Origin of the sequence: Actinomadura rayongensis (genome assembly GCF_009831215.1) — a bacterium.
GTDB lineage: Bacteria > Actinomycetota > Actinomycetes > Streptosporangiales > Streptosporangiaceae > Spirillospora > Spirillospora rayongensis.
Genome location: NZ_WUTW01000010.1, coordinates 19,707 through 38,039, shown reverse-complemented (window position 1 = coordinate 38,039; position 18,333 = coordinate 19,707). Strand labels below are relative to the sequence as shown.

Sequence of the window (18,333 nt, the reverse complement as noted above, 5' to 3'; positions counted from 1 at the left end):
CGCCATGCTGAAACGGATCCTCATCGCCAACCGGGGCGAGATCGCCCGCCGCGTCGCCCGCACCTGCCGCGCGCTCGGCGTCGAGTTCGTCGCCGTCCACTCGGCGGCCGACCGGGGCGCGGCGCACCTGGACGGCGCCGCCGAGACGGTCGAGATCGGCCCGGCGCCCGCCGCCGGCAGCTACCTGCGGATCGACGCGCTGCTGGACGCGGCGGCGGCGACGGGCTGCGACGCCGTCCACCCCGGCTACGGCTTCCTGTCCGAGAGCGCCGAGTTCGCGGCGGCCGTGACCGGTGCGGGCCTGACGTGGATCGGGCCGCGCCCGGAGACGATCGCGGCGCTCGGCGACAAGGCGGGGGCGCGGGCGCTGATGGCGGCGTCCGGCGTGCCCGTCCTGCCCGGGACGCCCGACGCGTCGGAGTCGGCCGACGAGCTGCGCGCCGCCGTCGCCGCGATCGGCTACCCCGTCATCCTCAAGCCCGTCGCGGGCGGCGGCGGCAAGGGCATGGTGATCGTGGAGCGCGACGCCGACCTGGACGCGGCCGTCGCGGGCGCCGTCCGGCTCGCCCGGGCCGCGTTCGGCGACGGACGGCTGCTCGCCGAGCGGTACGTCCCGCGTCCGCGCCACGTCGAGGTGCAGGTGTTCGGGGACGAGCACGGCGCCGTCGTCCACCTCTTCGAGCGCGAGTGCTCGCTCCAGCGCCGCCACCAGAAGATCGTGGAGGAGGCCCCGGCGGCGCGGCTGCCCGAGACCGTCCGCGCGGAACTGCTGGACGCGGCGGTGCGCGGCGCGCGGGCCGTCGGCTACGTCAACGCGGGGACGTTCGAGTTCCTGCTCGACGCCGACGACCGGTTCTACTTCATCGAGGCCAACACCCGCCTCCAGGTCGAGCACCCGGTCACCGAGGCCGTCACCGGCGTGGACCTGGTCGAATGGCAGCTCCGCGTCGCCGCCGGGGAGCCGCTGCCGCTGCGCCAGGACGAGATCCGCCGGCACGGTCACGCCGTGGAGGCCCGCGTCTACGCCGAGGACCCGGATGCCGACTTCCGGCCCGCGCCGGGGACGGCCGAGGTCGTGCGGTGGCCGTCCGGCGTGCGCGTGGACGCGGCGTTCGACGAGCGCGGCGCGGTCCCGTCCTTCTACGACCCGATGATCGCCAAGCTCGTCGCGCACGGCCCGGACCGCGCCGCCGCGCTGACGCGCCTCGCGGACGCGGCGCGCGGCACGGCCGTCCTCGGCCTCACCACCAACCTCGGCTTCCTCGCCGACCTGCTCGCCGAGCCGCGCGTGCGGTCCGGCGCGCTCGACACCGAGGTCGTCGGGGAGTTCCTGGCCGCGCGCGCCGGCGCGGACCCCGTCCCGGCCGCCGCCGCGTGCGCGGCGGCGATCGAGGTGCGGCGGCTCACGGGCGCGGCGCGGTCGCCGTGGGGCGGCGCGGTCGGCCCGCTCGACCGCTCCTTCCTCGACCCGGCGGCGCCGCTCGGCCGCGTCGTCAGCCGGGACGGCCCCCGGCGGCTGGAGGCCGTGCTGACCGGCGTCCGGGCCGCCGGGCCCGACGTCGCGGTCGACGTGGCCGTGGCGGGCGACCGCCACCGCGTCACGGTCACGTCCGACGGCGACCTGTTCCACGGCCGGATCGGCGCGGTCCCGTGGGCCGGGCTGCACGCGCCGGACGCGGTGGAGCTGGCGGTCGGCGGCGTCCGCGTCCGGCTCGCGCCCGGCGCGGCCGTGGACGGCGCGGGGGACGACGCGGCCGGAGCCGTCGCCGCCCCGATGCCGGGCACGGTCGTCGCGCTGCCCGTCGCGGTCGGCGACACGGTCGAGAGCGGGCAGACGGTCGCGGTGGTGGAGGCGATGAAGACCGAGAACCGCGTCCTCGCCGCCACGGCCGGGACGGTCGGCGAGATCCGCTGCGCGCTCGGCGACGTGGTGGCCGCCGACCAGGTGCTCGTCGTGCTGGAACCGGCGGACTGAGCCGTGTCGGAATCGCTGCTGCCGCTGGAGGCCCCGGTGAAGGACGAGCCGCCGCCGCGCGTCGTGCCCGTCCGCCGCACCGGCCAGTGGGCGTCGGCCGCCGTCGTGGCGTTCCTCGCCGTGTTCGCCGTGCAGTCGCTGGCGACGAACGACGCGATGCAGTGGGACGTCGTCGGCGCCTACTTCACGAGCAAGTCCATCGTCCGCGGTCTGTACATGACGCTGTGGCTGACGGGCCTGACGTTCGTTCTCGGCTTCCTGCTCGGCACCGTCCTCGCGATCTGCCGCATGTCGGGGAACGCCGTGCTGCGCGGCGCGGCGCTCGGCTACATCTGGCTGTTCCGGTCCACGCCGCTGCTCGTGCAGCTCCTCGTGTGGTTCAACATCGGCGCGCTGTACCCGAAGCTCGGCCTCGGCATCCCGTGGGGGCCGACGTTCGTGCAGGTGGACGCGAAGGACCTCATCGGCGCGACCACCGCCGCGATCATCGGGCTGACCGTCCACGAGGCGGCGCTGGCGGCGGAGATCGTGCGCGGCGGGATCCTCGGCGTGGACGCGGGCCAGACGCAGGCGGCGCAGGCGCTCGGCCTGAGCCGGTTCCGGACGCTGCGCCGGATCGTCCTGCCGCAGGCGATGCGGACGATCCTGCCGAACGCCGGGAACCAGATCGTCAGCCTGCTGAAGTCCACGACGCTGGTCAGCGTGATCGGCGTCGGGGACGTCCTGTACTCGGCCGAGCTGATCTACGGCCGCAACTTCCTGATCATCCCGCTGCTGCTGGTCGCGACGCTGTGGTACCTCGTCGTCGCGTCCCTGCTGTCGGTGGGCCAGTTCGCGCTGGAACGGCACTACGGGCGCGGCTCGGACGAGCGCCGCCCGCGACGGAGGACGCCCCATGAGCGCCGGAGTCTCGATCCGCGCCCTGCACGCCTACTACGGCGCGACGCACGTGCTGCGCGGCGTGGACCTGGAGGTGGCGGCGGGTGAGGTCGTCTGCCTCATCGGGCCGTCCGGCTCGGGCAAGTCGACCCTTTTGCGGTGCGTCAACCACCTCCAGCCGATCGCGGCCGGGACGGTCCACGTCGGCGGCGAGCTGATCGGCCACCGGCGGCACGGGGACGCGCTGCACGAGCTGAAGCCGCGCCAGGTCGCCCGGCAGCGCGCCGGGATCGGGATGGTGTTCCAGAACTTCAACCTGTTCCCGCACCTGACCGTCCTGGAGAACCTGGTGGAGGCGCCGGTCGCGGTGCGGCGGCTGCGCCGGGCGGACGCCGAGGAACGCGCGCGGGCGCTCGTCGCGCGCGTCGGCCTCGCCGGACGCGAGGGCTCCTACCCCCGGCAGCTCTCCGGCGGGCAGCAGCAGCGCATCGCGATCGCCCGCGCGCTCGCGATGGAACCGGCCGTCATGCTGTTCGACGAGCCGACGAGCGCGCTGGACCCCGAGCTGGTCGGCGAGGTGCTCGGCGTCATGCGCGACCTCGCCGGGACGGGCATGACGATGGTCGTCGTCACCCACGAGATGGGGTTCGCGCGCGAGGCCGCCGACCGGGTCGTGTTCCTGGACGAGGGCCGCGTCGTGGAGTCCGGCCCGCCCGCGCGGCTGCTCGCCGACCCCGAGCAGGCGCGGACGCGGGCGTTCCTCGACCACGTCCTCTAGACGGCGGCGAGGCGTCCGCGCAGCAGGTCCAGCAGGGTCGCCTCGACCTCGGCGCGCGGCCGGTCCGGCTGGAGCGCCCGCCAGTCCAGCCCGACGACGAGCACCATCCCGAACACCGCCGACGCCGCCGTCGGCACGTCCAGGTCGGCGCGCAGCAGGCCCGCGTCGACGGCCGCGCGCAGCACGTCCGCGACGGCGCCGACGACCCGCTCGCGGATCATCAGCGCGGCGTGCTGCCAGTCGCCGCCGCCCTGCCGCCACGTCTCCGCGATGAGGAGCCGCGCGAACGCCTCGTGCTCGGCGAGGAACGCCAGCTCCTCGCGGACGACGGCGTCCAGGGCCGCGTCCGGGGGCAGGCCCGCCGCCGCGTCCCGCAGGCGTTGCGCGAACCGGGTGATGCCGAAGTCCAGCAGTGCGTCGAACAGCGCGGACTTGCTGCCGAAGTTGTAGTAGACGGTGCCCTTGGCGACTCCGGCGCGCTCGGCGATCCGGTCGACGGTCGTCGCGGCGAACCCGCGTTCGGCGATCAGGTCGATCGCGGCGGTGAACAGCCGCTCGCGCGTCGTGCCCCGGCTCACCGGTCCTCCCTCACAGGCGCAGTCACAGTCGCCGTCACAGTCGCAGTGCCGGATGCAGGCGCGCCATCGTCCAGACCCGGCCGCGCCGGGCGGCGAGCGCGGTGAGCGCGAGCGCGCCCGCGAGGAACGCGGCCAGCACCGCACCACCCTGCCACACGGGGGTCAGGTCGCCGCCGCTGACCAGCCGCCGGACGCCGTCCACGACCCACGACATGGGCAGGAACGGACGGATCGCGCCGAAGAAGCCGGGACTGGTCTCGATCGGGTACGTCCCGGCCGCCGAGGTGAGCTGGAGCATCAGCAGCGCGAGCGCGATCACCCGGCCGACCGGCCCGAACCGCGCGTTCGCCCACTGGACGATCGCCTGGAACGCCGCCGCCGCGAGCACGAGGAACGCGATCAGGCCGGGCCAGCGGACGGCGTCGAGCCCGAGCGCGAAGTGCAGCACGCCGAGCAGCACGAGCACCTGGCCCGCGCCGACCGCCGCGCCCGGCAGCCAGCCCGCGAGCGCGACGCGCCAAGCCGGGGCGGTGCTCGCCAGGGCGCGGGCGCCGAGCGGGCGCAGCATCATGTAGACGAACATGGCGCCGACCCAGAGGGCGAGCGGGATGAAGAACGGGGCGAAGCCCGTCCCGTAGTTGGGCGCCGGGTTCTCCTTCACGCTGATCAGGCGGACGGGGTCGCTCATCATGTCGGCGCGTCCGGCCCGCTCGCCCGCGCCGTAGTCGGGGACCTGCCGCACGCCGTCGTCCAGCCCGGACGCCAGCGAGCGGTTCCCGTCGGCGATCTGCGCGAGCGCCGTGCCGAGCGTCACCGCGCCGCCCGACAGCGTACCGAGACCGCCGGTGAGCTGCGCGGATCCGGCCACGAGCCGACCCGTGCCGGAGTCGATCCGGTGGGCGCCCGCGTTGAGGCGGTCGACGTCGTTGCGGGCGCTCTGGACCTTGGCGGCGAGGCCGGGCGCCGCCGCCGCGACCTTCCGCGCCTGCTGCGCGATGGTGCGCGCGTCGTCGGCGAGGGCGCGCAGGTCGGCGGTGTGGGCGCGGACGTAGCCGTCCACCTGCCGGGCGAGCGCGACGACCCGGTCGGACGCGCGCAGCAGATCGTCGCGGACGTCCGCCGGGAGGTCAGGGCGGGCCGCGAGCGCGGCGCGCAGCTCTGCCCGCGCCTGCTCGGCCTGCCGGACGGCCTCGTGCGTCTGCTGCGGCAGCGCGCCCGCGTTGGCGGCGAGCGCGTCGGCGCCCCGGGCGACGAGCAGCGCCGCGTCGCGGATCTCGGGGGCGTGCTCGCGCAGCAGCGGGACGATCGTGTCGCTCGTCCGGTCCACGAACGCGGCGAGCTTTCCGGTGCCCGCCGCGACCTGGCGCGTGCCGTCCTGGAGTTCGCTCAGCCCGGACGTGAGCTGCGCGCTGCCGTCCTGGGCCGTCTTCAGCCCCGCCGCGAGCTTGCCCGCGCCGTCGTGCGCCTTGCCGGAGCCGTCGGCGAGCTTGTCGGCCCCGCGTGCGGCTTCGTCGAGCTTGTCGTGCAGCGTCCCGAAGGACAGGAAGATCTGGTCGAGGTAGGTGCGGGTGGCCTTGGCGCCCGCCGCCGCGCTGATCTCCTTGAACGCCGACTGGGCGAGCGTCCCGACGACGTAGTTGTTGGAGTCGTCCAGGTCCAGCCGCAGCCCGGCCGGGGACGGGATGCCGTCGCCGGACGGCCCGTTGATCCGCGCGCTGAAGTCGGACGGGATCGTCAGCACCATGTAGTACCGGCCGTGCGCGAGCCCGTCGCGGGCCGTCGCGGCGTCCACGGACTTCCAGGCGAAGACGTGCCGGTCCTTCAGCTCGTCCGCCAGGTCGGCGCCCGCGTGGACGCGCCCGGCCGGACGGTCGTCGTTGACCAGCGCGACCGGGACATGGCTGAGCCGCGAGTACGGATCCCAGAACGACCACAGATACAGCCCGGCGTAGAGCAGCGGGAGCAGCAGGAGCGAGGCGAGCGCGGCCATCGTGAGCTTGTGGCGGCCGAAGCGGCGCAGTTCCAGCGCGCCGGCGGCCAGGGCGGGGAGCCTCATCGCGACGCCTCCACGGGACGCGGGTCGGGCAGTTCGACGACCTGCGCGAGCCCGTCGGCGGGGCCGGGATCGTGGCAGGCCGCGATGATCGTGACGTCCCCGGCGAGGGCGCGCAGCCGCTCCCACAGGGCGCGCTGCCGGACGGGCGGCAGCCCTTCGTCCACGTCGTCCAGCAGCAGGAGCCCGGGGTCGCCGACGAGCGCGAGCGCGGCGCCGAGCAGCCGGGCGTCGTCGGGCGCCAGCTCGTCCGCGCGGGTGCGGAGCGGGACGTCCAGGCCGACGCGGTCCAGCGCCGCGCCGATCCGCCGGTCCCGGTGCCGCCACCGCCCGAACAGCCCCTCGTGCAGGTCCAGCGCCTCGCCGACGTGCTCGCCGACGGTCAGCGCGGGCTCCAGGTCGGTCACGCCGGTGACGACGCCGAGCGCGGCGATCCGCTGGACGGCGCGCATCCCGCGCGGCAGCGGGTGCCCGCCGATGACGGCCGTCCCGGACGAGGGCCGCATCCGCCCGCCGAGGGTGAGCAGCAACGCGGTCCGTCCCGAGCCCGCGATCCCGGCGAGCGCGACGAGCCCGCCCGCCGGAACGCGCAGCGTGACGTCCCGATACACGGGCCCACGCGGTCCGCGCAACGTGAGCCCGTCGGTTTCGACGGCGGCGGCGCGGGCAGCACCCGCCCGTTCCTCGGCCACCTCGCGCCTCCCTCTTTTTGAACTGACTGGTCAGTACAAAAAATACCCCGCAATCCACCAGACCGGACCGTGACGTCCACCACGCGGCACCGATGGTGCAGACTCCCGCCATGACCGACTCGCCCCGCGCCGCCCTGTCCCTCGCCGGCGTCCTCGCCACGACGGGCACCCTGCACCTGGCCGTCCCGCGCCCCTACGACGCGCTGATCCCGCGCGGCCTGCCCGGCTCGCCGCGCGCCTGGACCTACGCCAGCGGCGTCGCGGAACTGGCCTGCGCGGCGGCCCTCGCCGTGCCCCGCACCCGCCGCCTGGGCGGCTACGCGACCGCCGCGCTCATGGCGGCCGTCTTCCCGGCGAACGTGAAGATGGCCCGCGACTGGCGCACCAAGCCCCTCCCGCTCCGCGCCGGCGCCTACGCCCGCCTCCCCCTCCAAGCTCCGCTGATCGCCTGGGCCCTGAAGGCCGCCCGCTCCGCCCGCTGACGAGCGCCCGCCCGCCGATCACGCCGCCGAGCACGGTCAGGTCGCCCCGAGGGCGGCCAAGCCGCGCCGAGGTTGATGCCGAGGTTGATCAGGTCGTGCCAAGGGCGGCCAGGTCGCGCCGAGGACCGTCGGCGCCGCGCCGGACGCCGACCGGGTCTGCGGCGCTGACCCGCAGGCGAGCAGCTTCCGTGACGTGCCCGAATGACGGCGCGGAGTGCTCAGCCGTCACGCGAGTGCGTTACCTGAGCGCCCGGGGACGACGCCGGAGGCGAGTCCCCGGGCGGGAAGATCGCGAAGCGATGCAGCACTCGCCCAAGACCGGTTGCGGAGCGAGCTTTAGCGAGCGCAGCAGGCCGGGATTGAAATTGTCATGAGGCGGGGGAGGAGGTCGGGGAGGGCGGTGGTCTCGCCGCGGCGGATGCGGGTCGCGAGGACCTGGTAGACGCCGCCGGTGATCGTCTCGGCGGTGAGGTCGGGGTCGGGGTGGTGCGGGTCGAGGTCGCGCAGGTCGGCGGCGACGAGGCGGGCGAGGGCGCCGAGCGCGGCGTCGCGGCGGGCGGCGGCCTCGGGGCCCGCCGCCATCGACTCGACCATCCAGGTGCGCGCGGCGGGCGGGTCGGCGGCGAGGTGGGACAGCAGCGCGCCGAGGCCGGCGGCCATGCGGCGCAGGGCGTCCGGCTGGTCGCGGCGGGCGGCGGCGACGCGGCGCGCGGTCCGGGCGGCGAGGTCGTCGCAGGCGCGCAGGAACACGTCGTCCTTGTTGCGGAAGTGCGCGTAGAACGTGGCGCGCGAGACGCCCGCCCGCGTGATGATCGCGTCGACGGTCAGGTGCCCGAACCCGTGGACGCCGACGACGGCGACGACGGCGGCGAGGATGCGGCGCCGCTGGTGGTCGGCGACGAAGGCGCGCGGCAGCCGGTGCCGTCCGGACGGGAGCCGTTCCACGTCGGGGGACGGCCGGTCGGCGGGCGGGTGCTCGGGCATCGTCGCTCCGTCGCTCGTTCCTGCCTTCGCCGGGATCGTCTCATGCGGCATGCCCACCGTGTCCGGCATTGGACTCCGTTCGCTGCCCGGAAGGCGCCAAATCCGCTCCCTTAGTGGTTTGTCCGCCGGAAATGACGCGCTCGTCCACCGTCGCGGCGGCGAGGCACGCCACCCCGAACAGGACGAGCACATAGAGCGCCGTGCCCGTCCAGTGCGCCCGCTCGTAGGCGAGGCCGCCCGCCGTCCCGCCGATGCTGCTGCCGAGGTAGTAGGCGCAGAGGTAGAGCGCGGACGCCTGCGCGCGTCCCGTCGCGGCCCGCGCCCCGACCCAGCCGCTCGCCACCGCGTGCGTCGCGAAGAACCCGCACGTGAACACGAGCAGGCCGACAGCGACGAGCGGCAGCGACGCGGGGAACGTCAGCGCGAGCCCGCACGCCGCCACCCCGCACGCGCCGGGCAGGACGGCGCGGCGCCCGATCCGGTCGGCGAGCGTCCCGGCCCGCGCGGACGCCGCCGAGCCCGCGAGGTTGGTCACCGCGATCAGCCCGACGACGGACTGCGGCAGCCCGAACGGCGCGTCCAGCAGCCGGTACGTGAGGAAGTTGAACACGGTGACGAACCCGGCCATCGCCGTCAAAGCGATGAGATACAAACGCCGCAGCCCGGGGTCGCGCAGGTGACGCAGCAGCGCGCGGTGGTCCACCGGCGCCGGGCGGAAGTGCCGGGACGGCGGCAGCAGCGCCCAGAACGCGAGCGTGAACGCCGAAGCGACGAGCCCCGTCGCGGCGAGCCCCCACCGCCAGCCCGCGACATCGCTCACGGTGCTCGGCACGAGCCGCCCGAGCACGCCGCCGATCCCGGTCCCGGCGACGTACCGCCCCATCGCCGCGCCGAGCGACAGGCCGTGGACCTCGTCGGCGAGGTAGGCCATCGCGACGGCCGGGACTCCGGCGAGCGCGACGCCCTGGAGAGCGCGGGCGGCGGCGAGCGTCCCGAACGTCGTGCAGAGCGGCAGCAGCAGGCCGACCGCGGCCGAGGCGAGCGACGAGACGATCATGACGCGCGTCCGCCCGAACCGCTCCGACAGCGAGCTGACCGGCACGACCGCGAGCGCCACCGCGCCCGTCGCCAGCGACACGAGCAGGCTGGCCCGCGCGGGCGGGACGGCGAACGCGCCCGACAGCTCGGGCAGAAGCGCCTGCGTGCAGTACAGCGACATGAAGGTGGTGAGGCCCGCGGCGAACAGCGCCAGGTTGATCCGCCGCAGGCCGGGGGAGCCCGTGCGGTGCCGGGTGTCGGGGATGACCATGCCCCCACCCTCCGCCGACGACCCGTTATGCGTCCAATGTCGTGATTAGCCGGAACCGATGCGGGACAGGAATGAAGCCGTGGACCTGCGCACCGTGCGGTGGTTCCTCGCCGTCGCCGACCTCGGGCATGTGACGAACGCCGCCGCCGAGCTGCGCGTCTCGCAGCCCGGGTTGTCGCGCGCGCTCGCCCGCCTGGAGGACGATCTCGGCGTCCCGCTGTTCGACCGGATCGGCCGCCGGCTCGTCCTCAACGCCTACGGGACGGTCTTCGCCGCGCACGCCCGCCGCCTCGTCGCCGAGGAGGACGCCGCCCGCCGCGCGCTCGACCAGGCCGCCGACCCCGAGCGCGGCGAGGTGGCGCTGGCGTTCCTGCACACCCAGGGGCCGTCGTTCGTGCCGGACCTCATCCGCCGGTTCCGCGCCCGCCACCCGGGCGTGACGTTCCGGCTCGCCCAGGACCCGGCCGGACGCGTCGGCGCCGCCGTCGCCGAGGGCCGCGCGGACCTCGGCATCACGAGCCCGCGCCCGGACGACCCCGCGCTGGAATGGCGTCCGCTCGTGACGGAACGGCTGCTGCTCGCCGTCCCCGAGGGCCACCGGCTGGCGGGCCGCGAGCAGGCGCACCTGAAAGACGTCGCCGACGAGCCGTTCGTCGCCTTCCGCCCCGGCACCGGCGTGCGGCGGATCGTGGACGCGCTCGCCGACGCGGCCGGAATCCACCCGCGCGTGGCGTTCGAGGGCGAGGAGACGGCGACGGTCCGGGGCCTGGTCGCCGCAGGGCTCGGCGTCGCGGTCGTCCCGCCGGTCGAGGAGGGCGAGCACGGCGTCCGGCATCTCGCGCTCGCCGACGCGGGCGCCGTCCGGACGATCGGCCTCATCTGGGCGAGGACGCGCAGCCGTCCGGCGGCGGCCGAGGCGTTCCGGACGTTCGTGCTCCGACCTAACTGACGCGTCAGTCACTTCGCTACAGTGGGACGGATCCGGCCACACGGGACAGGGGAGACGCCATGCGGACAGGACTCGAAGGGAAGACCGCCCTCGTCACGGGCGCGTCCCGGGGCATCGGGCGGGCGACCGCGCTGGCGCTGGCCGCCGAGGGCGCGAACGTCGTCCTGTCCTCGCGCCGCCAGGACGCGCTGGACGCCGTCGCCGCAGAGATCCGCGCCGCCCACCCCGGCGCGGGCGTGCTCGCCAAGGCCGCGCACGTCGGCGACGCCGAGCAGGCCGCCGCGTGCGTGGACGCCGCCGTCGCCGAGTTCGGGAGCCTGGACGTCCTCGTCAACAACGCCGGCACGAGCCCGCACTACGGCCCGCTGGTCGAGATCGACGCCGCAGCCGCCGCCAAGACCGTCCAGGTCAACCAGTTCGCGATCGTCGAGTGGACGCAGCTCGCCTGGGACCGCTCGATGCGGGAACGGGGCGGCGCGATCGTCAACATCGCGTCCGTCGGCGGCATGGTCACCGAGCACGGCATCGGGTACTACAACGCCACCAAGGCCGCCGTCATCCACCTGACCCGGCAGTTCGCGATGGAGCTCGGCCCGAAGGTCCGCGTGAACGGCATCGCGCCCGGCCTCGTCAAGACGGCGCTGGCCCGCGCGCTGTGGGAGGAGAACGAGGACGCGCTCGGCAAGGCGCTCCCGCTCGGCCGCCTCGGCGAGCCCGAGGACATCGCGAACGCCGTCGTGTTCCTCGCGGGCGACGCCGCCGCCTGGACGACCGGCCAGACCATCGTCGTGGACGGCGGCTCGCTTGTCCGTCCCGCCATCGCCTGAAGAAGGAGACCGTGACCATGTCGCGCTGGGGACTGACGATTCCGCTCACCGGGCTCCCGCTCGCCGAGCACCGGGCGCTCGTGGACGAGCTGCCCGCCCTCGGCTACACCGACGCGTGGACGGCCGAGACCAACGGCACCGACGCGTTCACCCCGCTCGCCCTCGCCTCGCAGTGGGCGCCGACGCTGCGGCTCGCGACCGCGATCGTGCCCGTCTACACGCGCGGCCCGGCGCTGCTCGCCCAGCAGGCCGCGACGCTCGCCGACCTCGCGCCGGGACGGTTCGTCCTCGGCATCGGCACGTCGTCGCCCACGATCGTCCAGTCCTGGAACAGTGTTCCGTTCGAGGACCCGTACAAGCGCACCCGCGACACCCTGCGGTTCCTGCGCCGCGCGCTGGCCGGTGAGAAGGTCAAAGAGGAGTACGAGACGTTCGCGGTGAAGGGCTTCCGGCTGGAGACCGCGCCCGCCGCCCCGCCGCCGATCGCGCTGGCCGCGCTGCGCCCGGGGATGCTGCGGCTCGCCGCCCGCGAGGCCGACGCCGCGATCACCAACTGGCTCGCCCCCAAGGACGTCGTGACCGTCCGCGCCGCGCTCGGCGACGAGCCCGAGCTGGTCGCGCGGCTGTTCGTCTGCCCGACCGAGGACGCCGCCGAGGCCCGCGCGATCGGCCGCTGGATGATCGCCGCGTACATGACCGTCCCGGTCTACAAGGCGTTCCACGAGTGGCTGGGCCGGGGCGAGGCGCTGGCGCCGATGAACGCGGCGTGGGCGGCGGGCGACCGGCAGGCCGCGCTCGCGGCGATCCCGGACGAGGTGGTCGACGACCTCGTGATCCACGGCTCCCCGGCGGACTGCCGCGCCCGCGTCCGCGAGTACACCGACAACGGGCTGACGACGCCGGTGCTCGCGATCGTCCCCGGCGGCGGGCTCGGCCCGGCCGAGGCGGCGCGGGCTCTCGCGCCGGGTGTTTAGTGCCGGGAGGCCCGGGGAGGGTGGGTCAGGTCCGATGAGCCTTTCAAGGGAGCCTGCCCACATGCTGACGCTCACCACCGGAGCCGTCCAGGTCATCCGGACCGTCACCGCGGACCCGCAACTGCCGCCGGACACCGGCATCCGCATCGAGTCCGGCCTCAACGGCTCCGACGCCCTGCGCCTGTCGGTGGCGCCCGCGCCCGAGGCGGGCGACGAGGTCGTCGAGGCCGAGGGCGCGAAGGTCTACCTGGACCCCGAGGTGGCGGTCCTGCTCAACGACAAGACGCTCGACGCGCAGGTGGACCCGCAGGGGGACGTGGCGTTCACCATCGCCGACGGCACCGAGCCCGTCTGACGCACGCCGCCGGGGCCGGGACTCCGGCCCCGGCGGCGTCTGGCAGGCTACGGCCGTGACCTCCGACGACCGTCCCCGCTGGCTGGGCTGCGCGGTCGTCGCCGCGTTCTGCGCCCTGACGCTGCTCGCGCTCGCCGTCGCGGTCCTGCTCGTCGTGCTCGCCGCCCGCTGACCTCGCGGGCCCGCGTGAAAGAATGGCGATCATGCGTCTCACCAAGTTCGGCCACGCGTGCGTGCGGCTGGAGAAGGACGGACGGGCCATCGTCATCGACCCGGGCGCCTTCAGCGATGAACCGGGCATCCTCGACGGAGCGGACGCGATCCTGCTCACGCACGAGCACTTCGACCACTTCGTCCCCGAACGCGTCCGGCAGGCCCTCGCCGACGACCCGCGCCTCGAAGTGTGGGCGTCCCGCGCCGTGGCCGCGCAGATCGCCGACGCGGGCAAGCGCGTCCACGAGGTCGGGCACGGCGACGCGGTGACGGTCGCGGGCTTCGACGTCCACGTCTACGGGCGCGACCACGAGATCCTGCACCCGGACGTACCGCCGATCCCGAACACGGGCTTCCTGGTGGACGGCGAGGTGTTCCACCCCGGCGACGCGCTGACCGTCCCGGACGAGCCCGTCCCGACGCTGTGCCTGCCCGCCAACGCGCCGTGGATGAAGGTTCCGGAGATGTACGAGTACGTCCGGGCGATCCGTCCGGCCCGCGCGTTCGCCATCCACGACGGGCTGCTGAACGAGAACGGCCTCCCGGTCGTCACCATGCACGTCGGCAAGGCCGGCGAGGACGTCGGCGGCGACTTCCGCCGCCTCGCGCCCGGGGAGTCGGTCGACCTGCCGTGACGCCGTCGCCCCCCGCGCCGGTCGAAGCGGTCTTCTTCGACGTCGGCGAGACGCTGATCAGCGAGAACGAGATCTACGGCCGCTGGGCCGACTGGCTGGACGTCCCGCGCCACACCTTCCTCACCCGGCTCGGCGCGTTCCTCGCGACGGGCGGCACCGCGATGGACGCGTTCCGCCACTTCCGTCCCGGCTTCGACCTGGACCGCGAGGAGAAACTCAGAGCGGAGGCGGGCGTCCCGAACGGCTTCGGCGCGTCCGACCTGTACCCCGACGCCCGCGCCTGCCTCGCCGCGCTGCGTGCCCAGGGCCTCTTCGTGGGGATCGCGGGCAACCAGCCGTTCGCCGCCGTCGAGCAGATCGCCGCGCTGGACCTGCCCGCCGACGTCGTCGGCATCTCCGCCGCGTGGGGCGTCGAGAAGCCCGACCCGGAGTTCTTCGCCCGCTGCGCGCGGCTGGCGGACGTCCCGGCGGAGCGCATCCTGTACGTCGGCGACCGGGTCGACAACGACGTGCTGCCCGCCCTGGCCTTCGGGATGCAGGCGGCGTTCCTGCGCCGGGGGCCGTGGGGGCACATCCAGTCCGGCGATCCGGCGCTCGCCGAGGCGACCTACGTCCTGGACGACCTGACCACCCTCTCATCTCTGCTCGCCCGCGCCTGACCTGCGGGGTTCGCGGTCGCATAGCATGAGCCCGTCCGGTGCGCCAGTGTCGCGCGCCACAGGACGCCGACGGCTCCCTGTCCCGTGCAGCAAGATCATTCTTCGTCTCTTGGAAGCCGTCGGCGCAGGGTGTTAGATCGGGCTCAGCGACGTGCAGGGGGAAGGGAGCCGCGGTGCCTGAGGAGGGGCCGGGGGCCGATCGGGGACCGCTGCTGCGGTTCCTGCGGGACCTCGCGCGCGCCCGCCGCGGCCCGGCGCGGGACCTCGCCGCCTACGAGCGCGTCCACTGGCTGGCCGAGCTGCCCGGGGACGTCTACGTCGAGACCGACGCGGGCCCCGGCGACGTCCTGTTCAGCGTCCCGATGATCCCGCTCAGCCCGCCCGCCGTCATCGAGGAGTTCGACGGGTGGCTGGCGCTGCGGCACTGGTACCGCACCCTGCGCGACCTCGCCGCCGTGCGCGGCGACGAGGTCGTGCTCGCGACCGGGCTGTTCACGCGCGGCGCCGTCCGCGACCACCTGCTGGCGACGCCCGTCCGGATCGTGGTGGACGAGCGGTCCGAGCGCGTCGACGTCGTGCTGTCCGGCGCCACCGGCCTGCGCGACCGCGAACTGCTCGACGGCGTGCCGGGCTTCACCCCCGACCGCACCGCGTGGGTCCGCGACGCCGTCGAGAACGGACGCGGGTTCGGGCTGAACGCGTCGGTCTCGGACGTCCTGCGCAAATGGAGCGGCGTCGCGTTCGCCGACGAGGACATCGCGTTCCGCGAGGACTGGGCGCCCGAGCACCAAGGGTCCGTCCCGGCGGCGCGGCTGCGGCTGGCCCCGGCGCTGGTCGTCCGCCCGCCCGGACGCGCCGCCGTCGCCGCCTACTACGACGAGATCATCGCCCAGCCCTGGCTGCCCGCCGGGTTCGGCGCGCTGCTCGCCGCCGACGCGCCGTCCCCGCTGCTCAGCGCCGAGGAGACCGACACGCCCCGGCTCGTCGCCGAACTGCTCGGCCGGGGGAGCCGGGTCCTCGCCGTCACCGCCGACGCCGCGTCCGCCGCCCGCCTGCACGCCGCCCTCGCGCCCGGCATCGCCGAGCTGTGCGCGCTGCCGACGACGTCCGGCCTGGTCGCCGAGGCGATCCGGGGCCGCGCGGCGGGCGCCGACCCGGCCGAGCAACGCCGCCGCGTGGACGAGCTGGCCGCCCGCGTCGCCGACGCCGAACACGAGGCCGCCGACCTGCGCCAACGCCTCGACCGGGTGGAGGCCGGGGACGAGCCCGCCGCCGTCCCGTCCTGGATCCCGCCGCGTCCGGGGCTGCCGGAGACGCCGCCGATCAGCGCGCCCGAGGCCGCCGAGCTGGTCCGGCTGCTCGCCGACCGGGGCCCCGACCGCACCGGGCACCGCGACGTCGACCCGGGCACGCTGCCGAGCGCCCCCTACGTCCGGACGCTCATCGAGGCGGAGGCCGCCGCCGCCGAGCGCGCGGGCGCCGCCGACACCGAGGTGTCCGCCGCGCTGCGCCGCTGCGACACGAGCGTCCTCGCCCAGCTCGACGCGCGCGCGATGGTCGTCAACGCGGCGCTGCGCGACCTCGGCCTGACCGGGCATCCGGCGGGGTGGAAGCACACCGACCCGACCGTCCGCGCGTTCACCGACCTGCTGGCCCGGCGCCGTCCGGGCGTCTGGTCGCGGGTGGAGGAGCTGACCGACCGCGCCGAGGAGGCCGCGGCGGCGCTGGAGACGATCGCCGGACGGCTGATCGAGCTGCCCCCCGGCGACCCGCCGCTGCGCCTGCTCGCCGCCGACGCCCGCGAGCTGCGCGGCCAGATCGCGGCGGGCGTCGCGCCCCGGCGCGGGGTGCTGCGGGTGCCCGTCCACCGCCCGACGGAACTGCTCGCGGGCTGCTTCGTGGACGGCGAGGCCGTCGTCACCGTCGACCGCCTGGACGCCCTGCACACCCACGTCATGGTCCTGCTGACCTGCCGGGAACTCCAGGCGGCGTGGGAGGACGCGGGCGTGTCGTTCCCCGCCGACGTCCCGCTGCCCGAGCGCGTCGCGCGGTTCCGCCGCGCCCATCTGCGGCTGGAGCGGGTGCGGTCGGTGAAGCCGGCGGTGGAAGAGTCGGTCGAGCTGATCGCCGCCGTCGGGCTGCCGATCCCGATCACCCATCCGCTCCAGTGGTACGGCTACTCGGCGGGGCTGGAGCACGTCCTGCTCGGCCAGGGCATCGAGCGGGCGGCGGGCGACCTCGCCGCGCTGCGCGACTCCATCCCCGTCTCGCGCAGCGACCCGCCCGAGCTGACCGCCGCGCGCGCCGCGATCGACGCCCGCGACGCCGCCGCGTACGGACGCGCGCTGGCCGCGCTCGCCGAGGCCCGGCACCGGCGCGCCGCGCAGCTCCGCCGGGACGAGCTGCTGGAGCGCGTCGAGTTCGTCCACGCCGAGCTGGCCGACCGGCTCCGCGCCGGCGGCGCGGACTGGACGGACCGGGTCGCGAGCTGGGACGAGGCGTGGCGCGCCGCCGCGCTCCCCGGCCCCGCGCCCGCCGCGCCGTCGCCGGAGACGCTGCGCGCGGACGCCGCCGAGGCCGCCGACCGGCACCGCGCGCTCGCCGCCGAGCTGACCGCCGCCCGCGCGTGGCAGGCGTGGAGCGACCGGCCCGGGGTCGTCCCGGCGTGGATCGTGCCGCTCTGGCAGGTCCCCGACGTCCTGCCGCCCGGCCCGGACTCCTTCGACGTCGTCCTCGTCGACGGCGAGCACGGCGCGGGCGCCGAGGCGCTGTTCCTGCTCTGGCTCGCGCCGCGCGTGGTGCTGCTCGGCGAGGCGGGCCCGCCGCTGCCGCCGCCCGAGCGGTCCCCGTCGCCGGACGCGCTGCCGCCCGCGCTGCGCGACCTCGTCACCCCGACCACGACGCTCTACACGATGCTGCGCAACCGGTTCGCGAAGGTGCGGTCGCTGGCCGACGAGCCCGGCCCCGAGCCCGAGCGTCCGGACGAGTCCGAGCGGCACGGCCGGTCGATCGTGACCTACAAGCGTCCCGAGCTGCTGGCGCTGGTCGCGCAGCTCGCCGCCGAGGACCCCGGCGCCGACGACGACGCGCTGGTCGAGCGCGCGCGCCGCGAGCTGTCCTGCCCGCCGAGCGAGGACGGCCTGGTCGAGGCGCGCCTGCGCTTCGCCGTCGAGACCTACCGCGCCAGCGTCGACTGACCTCGGGGAAGGGTGCCCGTATCCTCCCGGGCATGGACGAGACACGGGCCGAGTACCGGGTGGAGGAGCTGGCCGCCGCGGCGGGCGTGCCGGTCCGGACGCTGCGCTACTACCAGGAGCGGCGGCTGCTGCCCCCGCCGGTGCGCCGGGGCCGCACCGCGTGGTACTCGACGGCGCACCTGGACCGGCTGCGGCTGATCGGCGAGCTGGTCGAGCGCGGCCACCGCCTGGACGGCATCGAGGAGCTGTTCGCGGCGGCGGGCCAGGGCCGGGACGTGACCGAACTGCTCGGCTACGAGTGGACGTCCGCCCCCTGGGCCGAGCAGACCCCCACCGAGATCTCCCCGGCCGAGCTGGCGGAGCTGTTCGGCGAGCAGATCACCGACGAGACGCTGCGCGAGGCCGTCGAACTCGGCTACCTGGTCCTGGACGGCGACCGCGTCCTGCACACGAGCCGCCGCCTGCTCGACGCGACGGCCGAGCTGGTCCGCGCCGGGATCCCGCTGCGGTCCATCCTCGCGATCTCGTGGGAGCTGGAGGCCGCCTACGACCGGATGGCGTTCGGGTTCGTGCAGCTCGTCCGGACCCACCTGGTCGACCGCCTGCCGGAACCCCCGACGCACGCCGAGCTGGAACGCCTCGCGGCCGTCGTGGACCGGCTGCGCCCGGTGGCCCGGACGGTCGCCGACGAGCACTTCGGCCGCGCGATGGACCGCCGGATCACCCGGGAGGCAGCCGAGCTGCGAGCGCGGCTCGGCACCCCGCCGCCCGGGGGCTGACAGCACGCAGCCCGT

The 18,333-nt window shown here is 75.6% G+C and carries 17 protein-coding genes; 12 read left to right on the top strand and 5 right to left on the bottom strand.

Annotated features, from left to right (window positions below; translation table 11 throughout):
• Positions 1 to 4 precede the first annotated feature (4 nt).
• The 3 genes from GQ466_RS28745 to GQ466_RS28735 are packed head-to-tail and all read left to right on the top strand — an operon-like array spanning position 5 to position 3,632.
• Positions 5 to 1,975, top strand: coding sequence for an ATP-binding protein (locus GQ466_RS28745; protein ID WP_161106209.1), 1,971 nt, complete (start codon positions 5 to 7; stop codon positions 1,973 to 1,975).
• A 3-nt stretch (positions 1,976 to 1,978) separates the two neighbouring features.
• Positions 1,979 to 2,962 carry an ABC transporter permease subunit gene (locus GQ466_RS28740; protein WP_161106208.1) on the top strand — a complete coding sequence of 328 codons (984 nt, stop codon included), beginning with the start codon at positions 1,979 to 1,981 and terminating at the stop codon, positions 2,960 to 2,962.
• Positions 2,871 to 3,632: an amino acid ABC transporter ATP-binding protein gene (locus GQ466_RS28735; protein WP_161106207.1), complete on the top strand. Its 762-nt coding sequence runs from the start codon at positions 2,871 to 2,873 to the stop codon at positions 3,630 to 3,632. The genes GQ466_RS28740 and GQ466_RS28735 overlap by 92 nt, the downstream gene beginning before the upstream one ends.
• On the opposite strand, the gene GQ466_RS28730 is transcribed toward GQ466_RS28735, so the two are convergent.
• From GQ466_RS28730 to GQ466_RS28720, 3 genes are read right to left on the bottom strand one after another with little or no spacing between them, the layout of a single operon-like run.
• Positions 3,629 to 4,210, bottom strand: a complete 582-nt coding sequence (locus tag GQ466_RS28730) for a TetR family transcriptional regulator (protein ID WP_161106206.1) — start codon at positions 4,208 to 4,210, stop codon at positions 3,629 to 3,631. The two genes, GQ466_RS28735 and GQ466_RS28730, sit on opposite strands and share 4 nt — an antisense overlap.
• Before the next feature lie 34 nt (positions 4,211 to 4,244).
• Positions 4,245 to 6,266, bottom strand: a complete 2,022-nt coding sequence (locus tag GQ466_RS28725) for a YhgE/Pip domain-containing protein (RefSeq protein ID WP_161106205.1) — start codon at positions 6,264 to 6,266, stop codon at positions 4,245 to 4,247.
• Complete coding sequence (locus GQ466_RS28720; RefSeq protein WP_337193663.1) at positions 6,263 to 6,955, bottom strand: ATP-binding cassette domain-containing protein; 693 nt, start codon at positions 6,953 to 6,955, stop codon at positions 6,263 to 6,265. Before GQ466_RS28720 ends, GQ466_RS28725 begins: the two co-directional genes overlap by 4 nt.
• A 110-nt stretch (positions 6,956 to 7,065) precedes the next feature.
• Here GQ466_RS28720 and GQ466_RS28715 point away from each other — a divergent pair, with 110 nt between their 5' ends.
• Positions 7,066 to 7,437 carry a DoxX family protein gene (locus GQ466_RS28715; RefSeq protein ID WP_161106204.1) on the top strand — a complete coding sequence of 124 codons (372 nt, stop codon included), beginning with the start codon at positions 7,066 to 7,068 and terminating at the stop codon, positions 7,435 to 7,437.
• A 336-nt stretch (positions 7,438 to 7,773) separates the two neighbouring features.
• Here GQ466_RS28715 and GQ466_RS28710 read toward each other — a convergent pair whose 3' ends face one another.
• Together GQ466_RS28710 and GQ466_RS28705 are read right to left on the bottom strand one after the other, a co-directional pair.
• Positions 7,774 to 8,421 carry a TetR/AcrR family transcriptional regulator gene (locus GQ466_RS28710; protein ID WP_161106203.1) on the bottom strand — a complete coding sequence of 216 codons (648 nt, stop codon included), beginning with the start codon at positions 8,419 to 8,421 and terminating at the stop codon, positions 7,774 to 7,776.
• A gap of 40 nt (positions 8,422 to 8,461) precedes the next feature.
• Positions 8,462 to 9,730, bottom strand: coding sequence for an MFS transporter (locus tag GQ466_RS28705; protein ID WP_161106202.1), 1,269 nt, complete (start codon positions 9,728 to 9,730; stop codon positions 8,462 to 8,464).
• Positions 9,731 to 9,809: 79 nt separating this feature from the next.
• On the opposite strand from GQ466_RS28705, the gene GQ466_RS28700 reads away from it, so the two are divergent.
• From GQ466_RS28700 to GQ466_RS28665, 8 genes are all read left to right on the top strand, one after another.
• Positions 9,810 to 10,679: a LysR substrate-binding domain-containing protein gene (locus GQ466_RS28700; protein ID WP_161106201.1), complete on the top strand. Its 870-nt coding sequence runs from the start codon at positions 9,810 to 9,812 to the stop codon at positions 10,677 to 10,679.
• A gap of 59 nt (positions 10,680 to 10,738) precedes the next feature.
• Positions 10,739 to 11,506: an SDR family oxidoreductase gene (locus tag GQ466_RS28695; RefSeq protein WP_161106200.1), complete on the top strand. Its 768-nt coding sequence runs from the start codon at positions 10,739 to 10,741 to the stop codon at positions 11,504 to 11,506.
• 17 nt (positions 11,507 to 11,523) lie between these two features.
• On the top strand, positions 11,524 to 12,480 hold the full coding sequence (locus GQ466_RS28690; RefSeq protein WP_161106199.1) for an LLM class F420-dependent oxidoreductase: 957 nt from the start codon (positions 11,524 to 11,526) through the stop codon (positions 12,478 to 12,480).
• A gap of 61 nt (positions 12,481 to 12,541) precedes the next feature.
• Positions 12,542 to 12,835: a Fe-S cluster assembly protein HesB gene (locus GQ466_RS28685; protein WP_103562269.1), complete on the top strand. Its 294-nt coding sequence runs from the start codon at positions 12,542 to 12,544 to the stop codon at positions 12,833 to 12,835.
• Positions 12,836 to 13,038: 203 nt separating this feature from the next.
• Entirely contained in the window at positions 13,039 to 13,683 is a 645-nt protein-coding gene (locus GQ466_RS28680; protein WP_161106198.1) for an MBL fold metallo-hydrolase, read from the top strand.
• Positions 13,680 to 14,342 carry an HAD-IA family hydrolase gene (locus GQ466_RS28675; RefSeq protein ID WP_161106197.1) on the top strand — a complete coding sequence of 221 codons (663 nt, stop codon included), beginning with the start codon at positions 13,680 to 13,682 and terminating at the stop codon, positions 14,340 to 14,342. The genes GQ466_RS28680 and GQ466_RS28675 overlap by 4 nt, the downstream gene beginning before the upstream one ends.
• A gap of 173 nt (positions 14,343 to 14,515) precedes the next feature.
• Entirely contained in the window at positions 14,516 to 17,539 is a 3,024-nt protein-coding gene (locus GQ466_RS28670) for a hypothetical protein (RefSeq protein WP_161106196.1), read from the top strand.
• Between the two features lie 32 nt (positions 17,540 to 17,571).
• Positions 17,572 to 18,318, top strand: a complete 747-nt coding sequence (locus tag GQ466_RS28665) for a MerR family transcriptional regulator (protein WP_161106195.1) — start codon at positions 17,572 to 17,574, stop codon at positions 18,316 to 18,318.
• Positions 18,319 to 18,333 lie beyond the last annotated feature (15 nt).

Coding starts and splice junctions, on each gene's coding strand:
- GQ466_RS28745 (WP_161106209.1), top strand. CDS start 5: ATGCTGAAACGGATCCTCATCGCCAACCGGGGCGAGATCGCCCGCCGC.
- GQ466_RS28735 (WP_161106207.1), top strand. CDS start 2,871: ATGAGCGCCGGAGTCTCGATCCGCGCCCTGCACGCCTACTACGGCGCG.
- GQ466_RS28725 (WP_161106205.1), bottom strand. CDS start 6,266: ATGAGGCTCCCCGCCCTGGCCGCCGGCGCGCTGGAACTGCGCCGCTTC.
- GQ466_RS28715 (WP_161106204.1), top strand. CDS start 7,066: ATGACCGACTCGCCCCGCGCCGCCCTGTCCCTCGCCGGCGTCCTCGCC.
- GQ466_RS28710 (WP_161106203.1), bottom strand. CDS start 8,421: ATGCCCGAGCACCCGCCCGCCGACCGGCCGTCCCCCGACGTGGAACGG.
- GQ466_RS28705 (WP_161106202.1), bottom strand. CDS start 9,730: ATGGTCATCCCCGACACCCGGCACCGCACGGGCTCCCCCGGCCTGCGG.
- GQ466_RS28695 (WP_161106200.1), top strand. CDS start 10,739: ATGCGGACAGGACTCGAAGGGAAGACCGCCCTCGTCACGGGCGCGTCC.
- GQ466_RS28690 (WP_161106199.1), top strand. CDS start 11,524: ATGTCGCGCTGGGGACTGACGATTCCGCTCACCGGGCTCCCGCTCGCC.
- GQ466_RS28685 (WP_103562269.1), top strand. CDS start 12,542: ATGCTGACGCTCACCACCGGAGCCGTCCAGGTCATCCGGACCGTCACC.
- GQ466_RS28680 (WP_161106198.1), top strand. CDS start 13,039: ATGCGTCTCACCAAGTTCGGCCACGCGTGCGTGCGGCTGGAGAAGGAC.
- GQ466_RS28665 (WP_161106195.1), top strand. CDS start 17,572: ATGGACGAGACACGGGCCGAGTACCGGGTGGAGGAGCTGGCCGCCGCG.